Genomic DNA, 16,129 nt, shown 5'->3' with positions numbered 1-16,129 from the left:
GGTACTGCACCCGGGAGGGTGTGGGAGAGTAGGTCACCGCCGGACAACCATTAGGTCGAGAGCCTCCAACCACCAGGTTGGAGGCTCTCCCGCTTTAACCACCCAAACGCTGACAGCAGGCCAGCAGCGCGTCCGGAACACCGGGACCCTGCAGCCCACCGCGCGGCCCTTCCCCACGTCCTGCACACTCATTCAGCACCCGGTTCGTTCAGACGGCGGCCGTGGGGCCCCCACGCACCGCCCGTCGTAGACAGCAGGAAAGACGGGTCACGGCCGCCGCGGACCCCGTCGGGCTCGCGCGACCGCCGCCTCGAATCCTGCCCACGGTGATCGAGTGTCCGCTGATGGCGAAATTCGGCGTCGAAAGCCGCGGTTTTCCGTGATTTTCCCCGAAAAAGACCGAAAACACGCGGAATTTGCCACCTCTTGCGCGGCAAGCTGGTAAGTTTTCGAAGAGTGGCTTGTACGCATGCCGTGTGCAGGCTCCAGAAATCATGAAAGTCCAGGAGGACATAAATGGCTAAGAACCGTAGTGAACTTGTTGCAGAGGTAGCAGGCAAGGCCGGCACCAGCCAGGCAGCAGTCAACTCCGTGCTCGACGCACTGTTCGAGGTTTTCGAGACCTCTGTCGCCGCGGGCGAGAAGATCACCATCCCGGGCTGGCTCGCAGTGGAGCGCACCGACCGTGCAGCTCGCACGGGCCGCAACCCCCAGACCGGCGAGACCATCCAGATCGCCGCTGGCCACAGCGTCAAGCTGACCGCCGGCTCCAAGCTGAAGGCTGCAGTCGCCAAGAAGAAGTAGCCTTCTTCAAGCGCTTGAAAGGAGCGGCCACCACAGGGTGGCCGCTCCTTTGCGTTAAGCGGCCCTGGCGTCCCTGGGACTTCCATGCGGTTGTCCCGCCGATTCGCCGACCCGGCAGGCGTAGCGGACAATGGACGTGTGCCTTCTGCAGTAAATCCCCGTCCCGTAGCCGCAGCTCCCCAACCCACAGGCGGGGCACGGGGCCCCGGCATCGGTCCGGGTGGGATTCCCGGGCCCTGGCAGCTCGCTGGCCTTGCCGCGCTGTTCGTGGGCCTATGTGCGGCGCTCCTCTTTTCCGGCGCGGCCGCCGCGCGTGCGGTCTCTGATCCCGGCGCTTTGGTCCGCTGGGGCCTGCCGATCAGCAAAGCCGTTCACAACGTCTCCCTGGCCACCGTGATCGGCGGCCTGATCTTCGCCGTCGGAATCCTGCCGCGGAGCCACCACGGCTCGCGGTCCAAGGACCGGGGTGCCCCCGATCATCCAGCCTTCACGCGCACGCTGGCTGTGGCCGCCGCCGCCGGCGCTGCCTGGACCCTGTCCGCTATCGCGGTGCTGGTGCTGGGCTATGCTGACATCGCCGGCCAGGGGATCTCCGGGGATTCCCAGTTCACGAAGTCGTTGGTCTACTTCATGACGGACATCGAAACGGGCCGTGCCTGGCTGACCGTGGTCATCATCGCGGCCGTCGTGACCACTGCGTTGTTTGGCGTCCGCTCCCGCGGCGGACTCGCACTAACCCTGCTGCTCGCCGTCGTCGGGCTGGTTCCAGCAGCACTGATCGGCCACTCGTCCAGCTCGAGCGATCACGAAGGCGCCATCAACTCGCTCGGGCTGCACCTGGTGGGCGTGTCGGCTTGGGTGGGTGGCATCATCATGCTGGCACTGCTCTCCGGGATCCTGGGCGGCGCCGGCAGAAACGGCGGTGGCGCCGGTACAGGCAACACGGACATCACCGAGCCAACGGTCCGCCGGTTCTCTTCTCTGGCGGGCTTCGCCTTCGTGCTGGTCTTCGCCTCCGGCATTGTCAACGCCAGCATCCGCGTCACGAACTGGGGCGACCTCTTCGGCTCGGCTTACGGCCAGCTCATTCTCGCCAAGGCCGCGGCCACGGTCGTGCTGGGCGGCATAGGTCTCATGCACCGCCGCTGGGTCATGCCGCAGCTCGGAAACCGGAGCGCCGGCCGCTCTGCACGCCGCGTCCTGTGGCAACTGGTGCTGGTGGAGCTGCTTATCATGGGCGCGACCTCGGGAATCGCCGTCGCGCTGGGCCGCTCGGCGCCTCCGCAGCCCACGACCCTGGCGCCCGATGCGTCCCCCGCTTTCATTCTCTCCGGCTATGAACTGCCGCCGGAACTCACACCGGCGCGCTGGCTCACGGAATGGCGGCTCGACTGGCTCTGGGTCGCCGTCGCACTTTTCGGCCTGGTGGCGTACTTCCTCGGCGTTTGGAAGGTGCTGCAGCGAGGGGACCCCTGGCCTTGGTTCCGTTCCGTGAACTGGGTGATTGGGCTGGCCGTCCTGACCTACGTCACTTCGGGGCCGCCATCGGTCTACGGCCGTGTCCTGTTCTCAGCGCACATGGTGGACCACATGGCCCTGACCATGGTGGCCCCCATCTTCCTGGTCCTTGGCGCGCCCGTGACGCTGGCGCTGCGCGCGCTGACGCCGCGGCGGGACAGCTCCCGCGGGCCCCGCGAATGGCTGCTCATCTTCGTGCAGTCGAAGTTCTCCCAGCTCGTGACGCACCCGCTGTTCGCCGCCGCCAACTTTGCCGGCTCGATCGTCCTGTTCTACTACTCGGATGCGTTCGGCTACGCCATGCGCGACCACGTGGGCCACGAACTGATGAACCTGCACTTCGCGCTCACCGGCTACATTTTCGTGCTCACGATGATCGGGACCGATCCGCTGCCGCGGCGTGCGCCCTACCCCATGCGGCTGCTGCTCCTGCTGGCGACCATGGGCTTCCATGCCTTCTTCGGAGTCTCCATCATGGGCGGGACAGGGCTGCTGGCCGCGGACTACTTCGGAAACCTTGGCCGGACCTGGGGCCCGTCGGCTTTGCTGGACCAGCAGATGGGCGGCGCCGTGGCCTGGGGCATCGGGGAGGTGCCCACGCTACTGGTGGCGATCGGCGTCGCCGTCATGTGGTCGCGCTCCGATGCGCGCGAGTCCAAGCGCACCGACCGGGCGGCGGACAGGAATAACGACGCCGATCTCAGTGCTTACAACGATATGTTTGCCAAGCTGGCCGAGCGCGACGCCAAGCTTGACGAACGCAATTCAAAGCTGGAAGGACGCTGATGACCGAAACCGTACGCACCCACCTCCGGGTCCGGGCCTCCGAACTCGTGGGCCGGAACTGGCTGAATACCGGTGGCAAATCCCTGGACCTCGAATCCTTGCGCGGCAAGATCGTGCTGCTGGACTTCTGGACTTTCTGCTGCATCAACTGCCTGCACGTGCTGGACGAACTCCGCCCGCTCGAGCAGCAGTACTCGGACGTCCTGGTGACAGTCGGTGTGCATTCGCCGAAGTTCGAGCACGAGGCGGATCCGGTGGCCCTGGCCGCGGCCGTGGAACGCTACGAGATCCGCCACCCGGTTCTGGACGACCCCGAGCTCGACACCTGGAAGGCCTACACGGCCCGCGCCTGGCCCACCCTGGTGGTCATCGACCCCGAGGGCTACATCGTGGCGCACCTTTCCGGTGAGGGGCACGCTGACGGTCTCGCCGTGCTCATCCCCGAGTTGATCGCCGAACACGAAGCCAAGGGCACCCTGCACCGCGGCAACGGACCTTACGTGGCACCGGAACCGACGTCCGGCACCCTGCGGTTCCCGGGAAAAGCCCTCTTCCTGCCCCCCGGTCGCGGCGTCGGAACCGCCGCGGACGCCGGCTCCTGGCTGGTCACCGACACCGGCCACCACCGCCTCGTGGAACTCTCCACCGACTTCCAGACCGTGCTGGGGACCTACGGCTCCGGTGAAAAGGGCCACGCCGACGGCAACGCCGCAGCCTCCCGCTTCAACGAACCTCAGGGCCTGGTCCTGCTCCCGGACGACGTGGCCGCCGAGGCTGGGTACGACGTCGTGGTTGCCGACTCCGTGAACCACCGGCTGCGGGGCCTTTCGCTCGCGGACGGAGCAGTCCGGACCCTGGCTGGCAACGGCGTGCAGCGGCTCCTCGAGACAGGCCCGGCACGGGTCGACGAGGAAGGCGCCGCCTTCGGTGCACGGCTGGAGGCGGATCCCTTGCAGGTTTCGCTGAGCTCGCCGTGGGACGTGGTCTGGTCCACCAAGCTCAACGCCGTGGTGGTGGCGATGGCCGGCGTGCACCAGATCTTCAGCTTTGACCCCCGCTCCGGCGCCGTGGCCATCATTGCCGGCAACGGACTGGAAGGACTGCTGGACGGCCCCGCCGCCGAGGCATGGTTCGCCCAGCCCTCCGGCCTCGCCGAGGACGCTGACGGCAATGTCTGGGTCGCCGACTCTGAGACCTCCGCCCTGCGCAAGCTGGTAATCGGCGACGGCGGGATCGTCACCGTCGAGTCCGCCGTCGGCAAGGGTCTGTTCGACTTCGGTTTCCGTGACGGAAAGGCGAGCGAGGCACGGCTGCAGCATCCGCTCGGAGTCACTGTGCTGCCGGACGGTTCCGTGGCGATCGCCGATACCTACAACGGTGCGGTGCGCCGCTATGACCCCGCCTCGGGTACCGTCTCGACACTTGCGCGGGGCCTGTCGGAACCCTCCGACGTGATTGTGGACCACACGCACGTTGCCGGTGCCGAGCCGCTGCTGGTGGTGGTCGAGGCCAACAAGCACCAGCTGGTTTACGTGCCCATCCCGAAGGAAGCCCAGCAGGTGGACGAGGGCGCCGCACAGACTCACCGGCCCAAGAGCCCCGTGGCGCCCGGGCCGCTGGAGCTGACCGTGCGCTTCACCGCCCCGACCGGGCAAAAGCTGGACGACCGCTGGGGCGATCCGACCCAGCTGAAGATCTCCTCCACGCCGCCGGAGCTGTTGCTCTCCGGCGGAGGAACATCCGTGGGGCTGCGCCGCACGCTGGAGCTCTCCTCAGCGGTTCCGGAGGGTGTCCTGCACATCACGGCCCGCGCCGCGGCCTGCGACGGCCCTGAGACCGGGGACGGCGAGATCCCCGACCATGCTGCGTGCCACCTGTACCAGCAGGACTGGGGAATTCCGGTCCTGCTCCAGGCCGACGGCGACACCGAACTCGTGCTGGACCTGCGCGGAATGGACTAGGCGGCTGCGCCGACGCTGGTCAAGAGTCTGCCGGCCGGGACCTCCGAAGGTGGGGAATCCCCGACGCTGTTCCCGGGCCGGGCGGCTCAGTAGTTCAGCAGTGGCGTGAGCTTGACCGTGTCGCCGTCGATGTCCAGCCGTGTGGTGAAACTGAAATCGTGGACCGCGTTGATGTCCGTGGCGGCGCCCGTGAACAGATCCACCTGCCGGGCCTTGATCCGGGCCTTGCCGTCCAGCGGTGCCACGACCCAGCGGCCGCCAAAGGGTTCGATGCTTACCGTGGGGTATTCGGAGATGCTCCAGTCGATGGTGCCGTCAACGACCCGGTTGTTGGTGGCGTGGTAGAACGGGCAGGCGGGCTGGAGCTTCTGCTGTTTGTCGGCCTCGTCGGCGCAGGAATCCAGGAACTCCTTGACCTTGCCGCTGACGGCGTTCTTCAGCGCATCCGTAGCCTTTGTCAGCAGGTTCAGCGGTGCCGGGGGCACGTCCCGTCCGGCCAGGGTGGCCCGGGTGGGAGCGGCGGAGAAGTACTGGCCATTCAGGGATGCCTCGTACTCGCCCGGGTAAAAGACTGCGAAGGAGTTGCGGCCGTTGGGCATGTTCACCGGCACACCGTTGAGGGTGGCCTCGTTGGAATTGACCACGGTGACGTCCAGCACCGGCAGCGCAGCCGGGACGAAGGACCACTTGTGGAAGAACAGCCACTCCGTTCCCGAACTCTCGAGCAGGAACTCGGTGTGCAACCGGCTGCCGTCGATGGTGTAGTCAATCGGCACCATCACCTGGTTCCCGCCGCGGTCCTGCGCGTCGCCGAACTTCACGTCCGTGATCCGCGCGGCAGCGGTCTGCAGCGCCGTTCCATCCAGCATCGCGGCATTGCTTTGCGGCACAGAGGCGTGCAGGAGGCCGAGCGCCTTTTCGCCTTCGCCCTTCTGCAGGGCGGAAAGATATTCGCGCACGGGCTGCTGGGGACCCGCGATAGAGCCGTTCACCAGGTTGATCGAAACCACGGCACCGGCCACGGCAAGCATCAGGCCCAGCAGCCAACCTGCTGCGATCCTGACCAACGCCTGACTCATCTGCACGGTCCATACGTTACCTGCACACCGCAGGAAACCACGTTTCACTGGCGACGGGTGTGACGCGCGGTACTGCACCTGCCGGGGCAGGTGCAGGCCCGACGGCGCAGCCCGCCGCTGTGGTCCGGGGCGTGGGCGCGCTAGCTGTACAGCTAGCGGCGGCGGCTCTTGGATGAGGTGCCGAAGACCCCGCGGAGCAGCTCCCGGCCCAGCTGGGTCCCCAATGATCTGGCCATGCTTTTGAGGCCTCCGCCCAGCGCACCGCCCAGGGCTCCGGCAAGGTCGCCGACCATGCCGCCACCCTCCTGCTGCCCGTCTTGCGGGGCCCGTTGGGACCGCGGGCGCTCCGCGGTCGGTCCCTGTTCGGGCGGCGGGACGGGCCGGCTGCTGGGACGGCCCAGGATTTCTTCCTCGATGCGCCGCGCGTCGGCGTCGACGGTGCTGGGATTAAGGGCGCCCCCCGAGTCTTCGCCGCCCCGGCCGCCGGGAACGCCGGCCGGAGTGGCTGCACTTGCCGCCGACGCCGCGTTGCCCGTGATCTTCTCGTAGGCGGAAATGTTGTCCACGGCCGTGCCGTACTTGGCGAGCAGGGCGGAATCGGCCACGGTGCTGGCAATGAGCGCGTCCTCACTCGGGCCCATGACGGATTCCGGGGCTCGGAGCCGGGTCAGGGCAACGGGCGTCGGCGCGCCCTTTTCATTCATCACGGTGATGACGGCCTCGCCGATGCCGGCCGAGGTCAGGGTCTCCTCAAGGTCGTAGTCACTGAGGGGGAACGTGGAGACTGTCGCCTTGAGGGCTTTGGCGTCCTCGGGAGTGTAGGCGCGGAGGGCGTGCTGCACACGGTTGGCCAGCTGCCCCAGGACTTCGGCCGGGACATCCTTGGGGGTCTGGGTCACGAAGAAGATGCCGACACCTTTGGACCGGATCAGCCGCACGGTGGTGGTGATCGCATCCAGGAATGCCTTGGAGGCGCCGCTGAACAGCAGGTGTGCCTCGTCCAGGAAGAACACGAGCTTGGGCTTGTCGAGGTCGCCGGCCTCCGGCAGGTCCTCGAAGAGGTCCGCGAGCAGCCACATCAGGAACGTGGAGAACAGCATGGGCTTGGTTTGCAGCGTGGGCAGTTCAAGGCAGCTCACGATGCCGCGCCCGTCCGGGGCCGTGCGCAGCAGTTCGGCGGTCTTGAACTCCGGCTCGCCGAAGAACTTTTCCATTCCCTGCGCTTCAAGGGTGATGAGTTCACGCAGGATGACGCCGGCGGTTGCCTTGGAGAGCCCGCCGAGTTCCTCGAGTTCGTCCTTTCCTTCCGCCGAGGTCAGGAACGAGATGACGGCCCGCAGATCTTTGAGGTCGATCAGCTCAAGATTGTTCTTGTCCGCGAAATGGAAGACCAGCTGCAGGCTGGATTCCTGGGTCTCGTTCAGTTCCATCACGCGCGAAAGCAGGATGGGGCCGAAGGATGTGATGGTGGCGCGGACCGGGATGCCATGGCCGTCGCCGCCGAGGGCCAGGAATTCCACCGGGAAGGTCTTGCCGGACCAGGGCTGGCCGATGCTCTCCGTACGTGCCAGGAGTTTTTCGCTGCCGGTGGCGGCCGTGGCCAGTCCCGAGAGATCGCCTTTGATGTCAGCCAGGAACACCGGCACGCCCGCGGTGGACAGTTGCTCGGCCATCATGTGCAGGGTGACGGTCTTGCCGGTGCCGGTCGCGCCGGCCACCAGGCCGTGCCGGTTCATCATCGCCAGCGGCAGGCGGACGGGGGCCTCCTTATGGAGTTCGCCGTCGATGATCGCGGCTCCCAGCTCGATGGTGGGGCCCTCGAGGGTGTACCCCTTCTGGATGGTGGCGACTCTATCTGCAGTGGATTTGATGGCCATGGCGACAGCTTAGCCGGGTCCGGCGCTCCCGGACCCGGCTAAGGCAGTATTTTCGGTCGCGCTATTCGCCGCTATTCGGCGAGGGCCTTGAGCACTTCCTTGGCCACGTCCTCGCTGGACTGCGGGTTCTGGCCGGTGATGAGGTTGCCGTCCCGGACGACGTTGGAGGTCCAGGCGGGGCCGTTCTCAACGGTGGCGCCTTTCTCCTTCAGGACGTCCTCGACGAACCACGGGGTGTTCGGGCCAGTGCCGCCGTTGAGCTCCTCCTCATCCGTGAACACGGTGAGGCGGCGCCCCGCGAAGGCGAACGTGCCGTCGTCGTCCGTCGCGCTGAGCAGGCCGGCCGGGCCGTGGCAGAAGGGGGCAATGATCTTGCCGGCGTTGTTGAGGGCGACCAGCAGTCGGCCGAGGTCAGCGTCCTGGTAGAGGTCCGTCATCGGCCCGTGGCCGCCCGGCATCACCACGGCGTCGTAGGCGGAGGCGTCGGTGCCGGCGAGCACCAGCGGGGCGGACAGCTCGGCGTCGAGGGAGTCGATGTAGCGGCGGAAGCCGTCCGCACGGTCCTGCCCGCCGGCGGATTCGGCCGCGAGGCTCACCTCATCCGCCGTGGGCTTCTTGCCGCCCGGAGTGGCGATATGGACGGTGTGGCCTGCGCCGAGCAGGGTCTTGTGGGCGACCACGAGCTCCTCGGCCCAGTACCCGGTGGGGTGTTCGCTGCCGTCGCGCATCGTAAGGGAATCTGCTGCCGAGACGACCATCAGAATGTTAGCCATAGTGCTGCTCCTGTTCTGCCGGGGCCATCGGACCCGGCGGACGGTGGATAAGGTGAAATGTGGGTAACGGCGCGGTTTAGCGGGCCGCTTCGAGTTCCGCGTAGGTGGCGTCATCGAGGACGACGCCTGCGGCAGCCAGATTCTCTTCGAGGTGCTTGACGGAGCCGGTGCCGGGGATCGGCATCATGACAGGGGACCGGCGCAGCAGCCATGCGAGGGCGACCTGGGAAGTCGTGGCGCCCAGCCGCTTCGCCGCCTCGTCAAGCGGACCGCCCGGCCGGGCCAGCTCACCGGCGGAAATCGGGGCCCACGGAATGAAGCCGATGCCGTTCTTCCCGGCGTAGTCCAGCACGTCCTCGGAACTGCGGTCCGTCAGGTTGTAGCGGTTCTGCACGGTGGAGACGGTGAAGTACTTTCCGGCTTCCTCAAGCTCCGCAACGCTCACCTGCGACAGGCCCAGGGCTTTGACCTTGCCCTCTTTCTGCAGGTCGCGGAGAACGGTGAACTGTTCCTCCGGGTCGACTTTGGGGTCGATCCGGTGCAGCTGCAGCAGATCCAGCGAGTCCACCTTGAGCTTGCGCAGGCTCAGCTCGGTTTGCTGGCGCAGGTATTCGGCGCGGCCCAGCGGCACCCAGACGTTGGGCCCGGTGCGGGTGAATCCCACCTTGGTGGCAATCTTCAGGCCCTGCTTGTACGGATGCAGCGCCTCGGCGAGGATTTCTTCGCTGATGTTGGGTCCGTAGGAATCGGCGGTGTCAATGAAGTCGACGCCCCGCTCGACGGCGCGGCGTACGACGGCGATGGCGGCGCCCCGGTCTGCCGGCTCGCCCCAAACTCCGTCGCCGACGATGCGCATCGCACCGAAGCCCAGCCGGTGGACAGTTCCCAAATCCTTCAGATCGATCGTGGCGGATGATTCCGGATGCTGTGAGTTGTCAGGGGTCATAGGGGGTCCAACACCCTAAGGGTGCTGAGTATTCCATCCGGACATGCGCCGCGAGGATAGCCGCCCGGATGCTGCGGTCGTAGACTTTGGCATGGCCACATCACTGTTTCGGACGGTACTGCCAGTTGCTGCGACCCTGGGCCTCGCCCTGCTGGGCGGCGGGCCGGCCTCGGCCGCCTCTGCGCGCCCATTAGAGCCTGTGGGTATCGATGTGTCCTGGCCGCAGTGCGGCACGACGCTTCCGAAGCAACCGGCCTTCGCCATTGTCGGCGTGAACAACGGCCTCGCCAACACCACGAACCCCTGCCTCGGGGCGGAACTGGCGTGGGCGTCCACGGCGAAAGATCCCGCAGTGACGTCACAACCCAGCGTCGCGCTCTACGTCAACACCGCCAACCCCGGGCTGCAAGGATCGTGGTGGCCCACCTCGAACACCTATATGGGCGCGCACGTGGCCAATCCCTACGGCGACTGCGCAAGCAAGGACTTCAAGGCCTGCTCCTACATGTACGGCTACGCGAAAGCGTACGACGACGCCCAGCTGCGCGGGGTGAGCAATCCGGCGTCGTACCGCTGGTGGCTCGATGTGGAAACCGGCAACACCTGGCAGGCCGACAAGGCAGCCAACATCGCCGACCTCGAAGGCATGACCGCCTACTTCACGGGTATCGGGGCCCGCGTCGGCATTTACTCCACCGGCAGCCAATGGGGACAGATTGCCGGTTCCGTTCCTGCGGGGAGCCCGCTGGCGGGCGTGCCGAGCTGGCTGGCGGGTGCGCGGTCGGCGACCGGCGCCAAGTCGAACTGCGCCCTGTCCGGGCTCACCCCCGGCAGTCGCGTGTCGATGACCCAATACGTTTCCGGCGGGCTCGACTACGACGTCTCGTGCCCCTGATCCGCTGACATTTCCGGCCGGGGCCGCGCCGTCCTGCGGCAGCCGCTGAAATATCCCGGGGCCTTCCGTGGTTGACCAAAATACTGCTCCGCTACGAAAGGCCGGCTTTTCACGTGACTGTTCCGCTTTCCATCCTTGACCTCGCAACCATCGGCCCCGGGCAGACGGCGGCAGAAAGCTTCGCCGGAAGCGTGGCCATGGCGCAGCTCGCCGAAGAGCGCGGCTACCGGCGGATCTGGTACGCCGAGCACCACAACATGTCCTCGATCGCTTCGTCTGCTACGAGCGTGCTGATTGCCCACATCGCAGCCCACACCGAGAACATCCGCCTTGGCGCCGGCGGCGTCATGCTGCCGAACCACTCGCCGCTGACGATTGCCGAGCAATTCGGCACGCTCGAAACCCTGCACCCGGGGCGGATCGACCTGGGCCTGGGGCGGGCGCCGGGCAGCGACCAGAACACCCTGCGCGCCCTGCGCCGTGATCCGATGTCGGCGGACAGCTTCCCGCAGGACGTGCTGGAGCTCCAGGGCTACCTGACGGGCCCCACCCGCATCCCGGGCGTGGAGGCCACCCCGGGCAAGGGTACCAACGTGCCGCTGTACATTCTGGGTTCTTCCCTGTTCGGCGCCAGGCTGGCCGCCCAGCTGGGCCTGCCATACGCCTTCGCGTCACACTTCGCACCCAGTGCCCTGCAGGACGCGGTGGCCACCTACCGCCGCGAATTCCGGCCCTCCGCGCAGCTCGACGCCCCGTACGTGATCGCCGGCGTCAACGTCATTGCCGCTGACTCGGCCGCGGAGGCCCAGGCGATGTTCCAGGCCACCAAGCGGGCACGCGTCTCGCTGTTCTTCGGCAACGGCCGGGTGTTCAGCGACGACGAAGCGGACATGATCCTGGACTCGCCGCAGGGCCAGCACATGGCGCAGATGATGAAATACTCGGCCGTCGGCACTCCGGACGCCGTCCTGGAATACCTCGACGGGTTCACGGCCCACGCCGACGCCGACGAGCTGATCGTGGCGCACCAGAGTACCGGGACGGCTGCGCGGCTGCGCTCTGTGGAACTCCTGGCCGACGTCGCAGGGCTCGTGGCGGCCTAGGTGTAATTCCCACGGACGTTGTGAACAGCGTGGCGTGATGTAAAGGGTGAGGGCCTCCGGTATCGATTTGGGTTACCACACTCATCTCGACGCCAGGAGGCCCTCGTGTCCTACGTTACCCATGCCAACGCCGACCTCACACCTAAGGCAAGGGCGAAACTCGCCCGTCTGGTCCTCGAGGATGGCTGGACGCTGCGGCGGGCCGCGGAACGCTTCCAATGCTCACCGGCGACAGCGAAGAAATGGACAGACCGGTACCTCACCTGCGGCGAGGCCGGCATGGCGGACGTGTCCTCGCGGCCGCGCCGGAGCCCGAACCGCACCGGTGTCCGGACCGAGCGGCGGATCGTGGCGCTGAGGTTCACCCGCCGCTGGGGTCCCCACCGCATCGCGGCCCACCTGCACCTGGCCCGTTCCACGGGTCGGTCAGAAGTGGTTCAATCTGCTCGGGCTGATCCCGATCGGGCTGCTGTTGCTGCTGGTAGGGGTCGCCGTCGCGAAAGGAATCAAAGGGCTCCCTGCGGGTGTCCAGGCATGTCCGAGCTGTCCGGTGGCGCACCCGTAGGATTTCCGGCGTGGCTGGGATGGCAGCACTTTTTAAACCTGTTTTTCATGATCTTCATGATCCGTTCCGGGGCGACCATCCTGGCGGATCATCCTCGGCTGTACTGGACCAGGCACTCCACCCCGGGCAGGGACTGGTTCCGGGTCCAGAAGCCGGTCCCGGGGAACCCGTTCTACACGGCCAAAGAGGACTCGATTACCCTGCCGGTCGGGGTCGGTCTGCCGGGGCGCCGGCATTCCATGGGGCTGGCCCGCTGGTGGCACCTGGGCATCGACACCTTATGGTTGGTCAACGGAATTGTCTTCTACGTCCTTCTGTTCGCCACCGGGCAATGGATGCGCCTGGTTCCGATGCGCTGGGACGTGATCCCGAACTCGATCTCCGTGATGATCCAATACCTGTCCTTGGAATGGCCGGTCGAGAACGGTGGAACAACTACAACAGCCTGCAGCTGATCGCGTATTTCGCCACCGTCTTCCTCGCCGCCCCGCTGGCCCTCATCACGGGCCTTGGCATGTCGCCCTCGTGATCACCACCGGAATCCTCCGGAACCTGAACCACATGTATGCAGCCCAGAACACGGAATCGTGGACCGGGTTCTGGATCTTCGCGGCGTCGATGATCGTGGTGATCGTCGGCTGGGTGGCCGCCACCCCGTTCGCTTACCGGCACCCGCGCGTCGTGCAGAAGGCCGGATTTGCCCTCATCGGGCCCGTGCAAAGCCTCTTCGAGCACATCGACTCGACACCCGGTCAGTACACCCAGAAGGACATCTCCCCGTATTTCTGGCATAACGGCAATTACCCCGACACGGACGAGTGCAGGCAGCTCCAGGCCGGCAACTTCGCCGACTACAGGCTCCTGATCAACGGTCTTGTCGAAAACCCGGTGGAGCTCACCCTGGAGCAGTTGAGGGGCCTGGCGCATCATGAGCAGGTCACCCAGCACTTCGGCATCCAGGGCTGGTCCGGAATCGCGAAATGGGGCGGGGTGTCCATGCAAACAATCATCGATACCGTCGAGCCGAAACCGGAGGCCAAGTGGGTGATCTTCTACTCCTTGCCCTCGGCCCTGAGGGCGGTCTGTACTATGACGCGCAACCCATTGAGCAGATGAGCTACCACCTGACGATGCTCGCCTGCGACATGAACGATCAACCCGTGTCGTTCGGCCACGGGGCACCGCTGCGACTGGGAACGAGACCGAGCTCGGTTTCAAGATGGTCAAATGGATCAAAGGGATCGAGTTCGTCGAAGACTTCTCTGACATCGGCGGCTACAACAACGACCACGAATTTTCGGCTAGCGGCAGTCGATCTGATCATCGCGGGCGGAGGCGCGGCGGCCCTGACGTTCCTCACGTTTACCATGGCTAAGGGCCGGGTTGACAGCCAGAGCCCACACCGGCGAATCAGACGGAATTCTCAGATGCGCATACGTCGACCGAACGTCAGAAGAGGCCGTGATATGCCAGGTCCAGGCCCGCTGCCGGGGCCGGCCGACCCGTTGCTGGGTGGGCCGGCCTCACCAGGTTGTACGCAGGATTTCCACAGCACAAGCCCAGCACGCCGTCGCGCGACGGATCGTTGTGGCCAGCGAGCTCACGAATGCTGGCCACAAACCCCGAATCTTCCACCCTGCTTGTTTGTTGACGGTGAGCGTAGATCAGAACGCAAGATCGATTTCGTCGGATACATTTTCCAGTCGCTTGGCAGATGCCGGTGCTGCGCCTCCGCGTCGATGCAGGGGGAGCCGAGGCGACGGGCTGGCGGCCCGCTGTGCGGTGACGCCGGTGCCGCGTCAGGACTGTGTCTTTTGTCGCTTGTCGGGAGTGATTGGATCTGGGGTTCCGGAACGTTCACAGGCGTAGATCGCGGCCGCGGCTGCGATAGTGAGAATCGTCCAGAACCAGAATAGGTGACCTGCGTAGTCGGCCTCGAGGACGCTGGTGTTGCGGGCCTCTGACTGTGCCTTCAGCAGAATCCCGGTGATGAGGGTGACTACAGCCCCTGTCATGAGGGCCCCGCGCAGCACTGCGGCGGAGATGGGCCGCAATCCGGAACCCAGGCGGGTCAGTCCGGCACCGGCCAGGGTGGACAGTGGCACAACGACGCCGTCGTGCAGCGCGATGGCGGCGGCGAGCCACGTCAGCAGCCCCAGCAGCTGGGTGGGGCCGAGCTGGGTGGGGAGGCCCAGGAGGCCGTAGCCGATGAGGCCGGCACCTGCCACGCCGAGGGTTATCCTGACTGCTTTAACGGTTGCGGTTCTCTTGAGGGATCGGTCGGGAGTCAGGGGCGCGTTTGCCTTGGGCGGGTTCACAGGACCTCCAGGGACTGGAGCCATTTGGTTTGAAGGACGCCGGGGCGTCCGGGGGCAATGATCCTAGCGGGATAGCCGTGGTCAAGGTCCAGGACGGCGCCGTTGAGTTCCAGCGCCACGAGTGTCCGTTCGTCTTGGGCGTATTCCGCCGGCATGGACATGAGTCTGTACGCACCCTCTGGTTCAAGACTGGTCACGCGCAACGCCGAATCCGGCGGTGCCCCGACAGCACCGAGCAGGTCCCTCATCGTCACACCGCGCCATTGGGCCATCTGGCTCCAGCCCTCTACGCAGGCGATCGGGAGTTCCTGAGCAGTCTGCGGGAACGCCCGGAGTTCCGCCAGGCTGAACTTCCTGCTGGTTCCCTGGTGGGTGACCGTCAGGGACCAGTCGCCCGCGCGGGCAAGAGCGGCCACCTTCGCGTCGTTGGCGGTCCGGTTGACCGGGACGGATTGCGGGCCGGTACCCATTTTGCGGGGGGCAAACAGGTTCAGGGGGCCGAGCCAGGAAAAAGATTGTCCGGCGGTGGTGAGTACGAGCGCCGCCGTGCCCGCCCCGACCCCGGTAAGGAAGGCCCGCCTGGACCACCGGCCCGGCGTTGCAGCGGCGACCGGCGTGCCGTCAGTGGCGTCGTCGCGAGCGCCGGCCGCAGGACCGATCAGCGGAGAAGCCTCGATGGCACGCCTGCTCCAGTGAGCCATGATGGCCGGAAGTTTCACGCCGATGTGCAGCAGCAGGGATCCCCAGATGACCCATGCCATCCAGTAGTGGGTCTCGCGGAAAGGGAAGGGCCAGGGATACCACTTGTAGGTATTGATCAGCCCGGTTGTCAGCTGAAGGAGGGAGGAGGCGATGAACAGGGCGATCGAGGCACGTTCGAGGCCGTGGGCGACCGAATTGACCGGCGGCCACTTGAGCAGCTCCGGATACACGGACCACAGCTTGGCCAACAGCAGCGGAATTGACGCGATCCCGGTGGTGACATGGATCCCCTGCGTGAGCTGGTAGATCCAGGCGGGGCTGGTGGGGAAGAACATCCAGGAGGGCGGATTCTGCAGCCCGTGGCTGAACAACCCGGTCAGGAAACATACCGTGAAACTCAGACCGAGCCAACGGCCCAGGACGACCGTGAGCCGGGTGCTCCGCGTCGGGGAGGCAAACCGGGCGGCGAGGGCCTTCGTCAGTCTCTGCGGGTCGGGCCTTTTCATGCTTACATCACACCACTATTCAGGATCAGGCGGGGCTGGCAAACTCCGAAAATTACTGGAAGGCGACGGCGGAGCTGCTTTCGACCGGGTGAAGGACCCCCGGGCGGAAGAGCGACGCAAAACGTGCCACGGACCCTGAGGGGCCGTGGCACGTTTCTGCCGGTGCAGACCATGCTTCCGGCAGGTCTTGGCGGTGTTACTTGGTGTTGACGGTGATTTTGGCGATGCCGACGAGCATGTCGGCTTTCACGGCGTCGGTCTTGAAGGTCTTGTTCAGCAGGCCGGCGGCGGTGTCG

Annotated in this window: 13 protein-coding genes and 1 pseudogene; 8 read left to right on the top strand and 6 right to left on the bottom strand. The window is 66.1% G+C overall.

The genetic code is table 11. The features are described 5' to 3' along the window. The first annotated feature begins 516 nt into the window (after nt 1-516). The 3 genes from AC1DES_RS18785 to AC1DES_RS18775 all read left to right on the top strand — a co-directional run bounded on the left by AC1DES_RS18785 (nt 517) and on the right by AC1DES_RS18775 (nt 5,069). Entirely contained in the window at nt 517-804 is a 288-nt protein-coding gene (locus AC1DES_RS18785; RefSeq protein WP_011776355.1) for an HU family DNA-binding protein, read from the top strand. A gap of 84 nt (nt 805-888) precedes the next feature. Next, nucleotides 889-3,108, top strand: a complete 2,220-nt coding sequence (locus tag AC1DES_RS18780; protein ID WP_476897215.1) for a bifunctional copper resistance protein CopD/cytochrome c oxidase assembly protein — start codon at nt 889-891, stop codon at nt 3,106-3,108. Continuing rightward, nucleotides 3,108-5,069 (top strand): NHL domain-containing thioredoxin family protein, encoded by a 1,962-nt coding sequence (locus AC1DES_RS18775; RefSeq protein ID WP_476897214.1) that lies wholly within the window; start codon nt 3,108-3,110, stop codon nt 5,067-5,069. The genes AC1DES_RS18780 and AC1DES_RS18775 overlap by 1 nt, the downstream gene beginning before the upstream one ends. An 86-nt stretch (nt 5,070-5,155) precedes the next feature. Here the strand turns inward: AC1DES_RS18775 and AC1DES_RS18770 are convergent, their stop codons facing one another. The 4 genes from AC1DES_RS18770 to AC1DES_RS18755 form a co-directional block, all read right to left on the bottom strand. Continuing rightward, nucleotides 5,156-6,148, bottom strand: coding sequence for a hypothetical protein (locus tag AC1DES_RS18770; protein ID WP_476897213.1), 993 nt, complete (start codon nt 6,146-6,148; stop codon nt 5,156-5,158). 152 nt (nt 6,149-6,300) lie between these two features. After that, entirely contained in the window at nt 6,301-8,025 is a 1,725-nt protein-coding gene (locus AC1DES_RS18765) for a helicase HerA-like domain-containing protein (protein WP_476897212.1), read from the bottom strand. A gap of 71 nt (nt 8,026-8,096) precedes the next feature. Then, on the bottom strand, nt 8,097-8,798 hold the full coding sequence (locus AC1DES_RS18760) for a type 1 glutamine amidotransferase domain-containing protein (RefSeq protein WP_476897211.1): 702 nt from the start codon (nt 8,796-8,798) through the stop codon (nt 8,097-8,099). Between the two features lie 76 nt (nt 8,799-8,874). Then, nucleotides 8,875-9,744, bottom strand: a complete 870-nt coding sequence (locus tag AC1DES_RS18755) for an aldo/keto reductase (RefSeq protein WP_476897210.1) — start codon at nt 9,742-9,744, stop codon at nt 8,875-8,877. Between the two features lie 199 nt (nt 9,745-9,943). On the opposite strand from AC1DES_RS18755, the gene AC1DES_RS18750 reads away from it, so the two are divergent. The 5 genes and pseudogenes from AC1DES_RS18750 (at nt 9,944) to AC1DES_RS18730 (ending at nt 13,423) form a co-directional block, all read left to right on the top strand. Beyond that, nucleotides 9,944-10,639, top strand: a complete 696-nt coding sequence (locus AC1DES_RS18750) for a glycoside hydrolase family 25 domain-containing protein (RefSeq protein WP_476897209.1) — start codon at nt 9,944-9,946, stop codon at nt 10,637-10,639. Nucleotides 10,640-10,752: 113 nt separating this feature from the next. Then, complete coding sequence (locus AC1DES_RS18745; protein ID WP_476897208.1) at nt 10,753-11,742, top strand: LLM class flavin-dependent oxidoreductase; 990 nt, start codon at nt 10,753-10,755, stop codon at nt 11,740-11,742. A gap of 105 nt (nt 11,743-11,847) precedes the next feature. After that, nucleotides 11,848-12,162: pseudogene (locus tag AC1DES_RS18740) on the top strand (helix-turn-helix domain-containing protein); the annotation flags it as partial. A gap of 192 nt (nt 12,163-12,354) precedes the next feature. Further along, entirely contained in the window at nt 12,355-12,762 is a 408-nt protein-coding gene (locus AC1DES_RS18735) for a hypothetical protein (protein WP_476897216.1), read from the top strand. Between the two features lie 70 nt (nt 12,763-12,832). Next, entirely contained in the window at nt 12,833-13,423 is a 591-nt protein-coding gene (locus AC1DES_RS18730) for a molybdopterin-dependent oxidoreductase (protein ID WP_476897207.1), read from the top strand. A 683-nt stretch (nt 13,424-14,106) separates the two neighbouring features. Here AC1DES_RS18730 and AC1DES_RS18725 read toward each other — a convergent pair. Continuing rightward, nucleotides 14,107-14,535 (bottom strand): hypothetical protein, encoded by a 429-nt coding sequence (locus AC1DES_RS18725; RefSeq protein WP_476897206.1) that lies wholly within the window; start codon nt 14,533-14,535, stop codon nt 14,107-14,109. 86 nt (nt 14,536-14,621) lie between these two features. Next, nucleotides 14,622-15,833 (bottom strand): molybdopterin-dependent oxidoreductase, encoded by a 1,212-nt coding sequence (locus AC1DES_RS18720; RefSeq protein WP_476897205.1) that lies wholly within the window; start codon nt 15,831-15,833, stop codon nt 14,622-14,624. Nucleotides 15,834-16,129: the final 296 nt, after the last annotated feature.

The organism is Arthrobacter sp. 05T442, assembly GCF_056395945.1.
The sequence above is the reverse complement of the archived record's forward strand: the minus strand, read 5'-3'. Positions and strand labels throughout refer to the sequence as shown.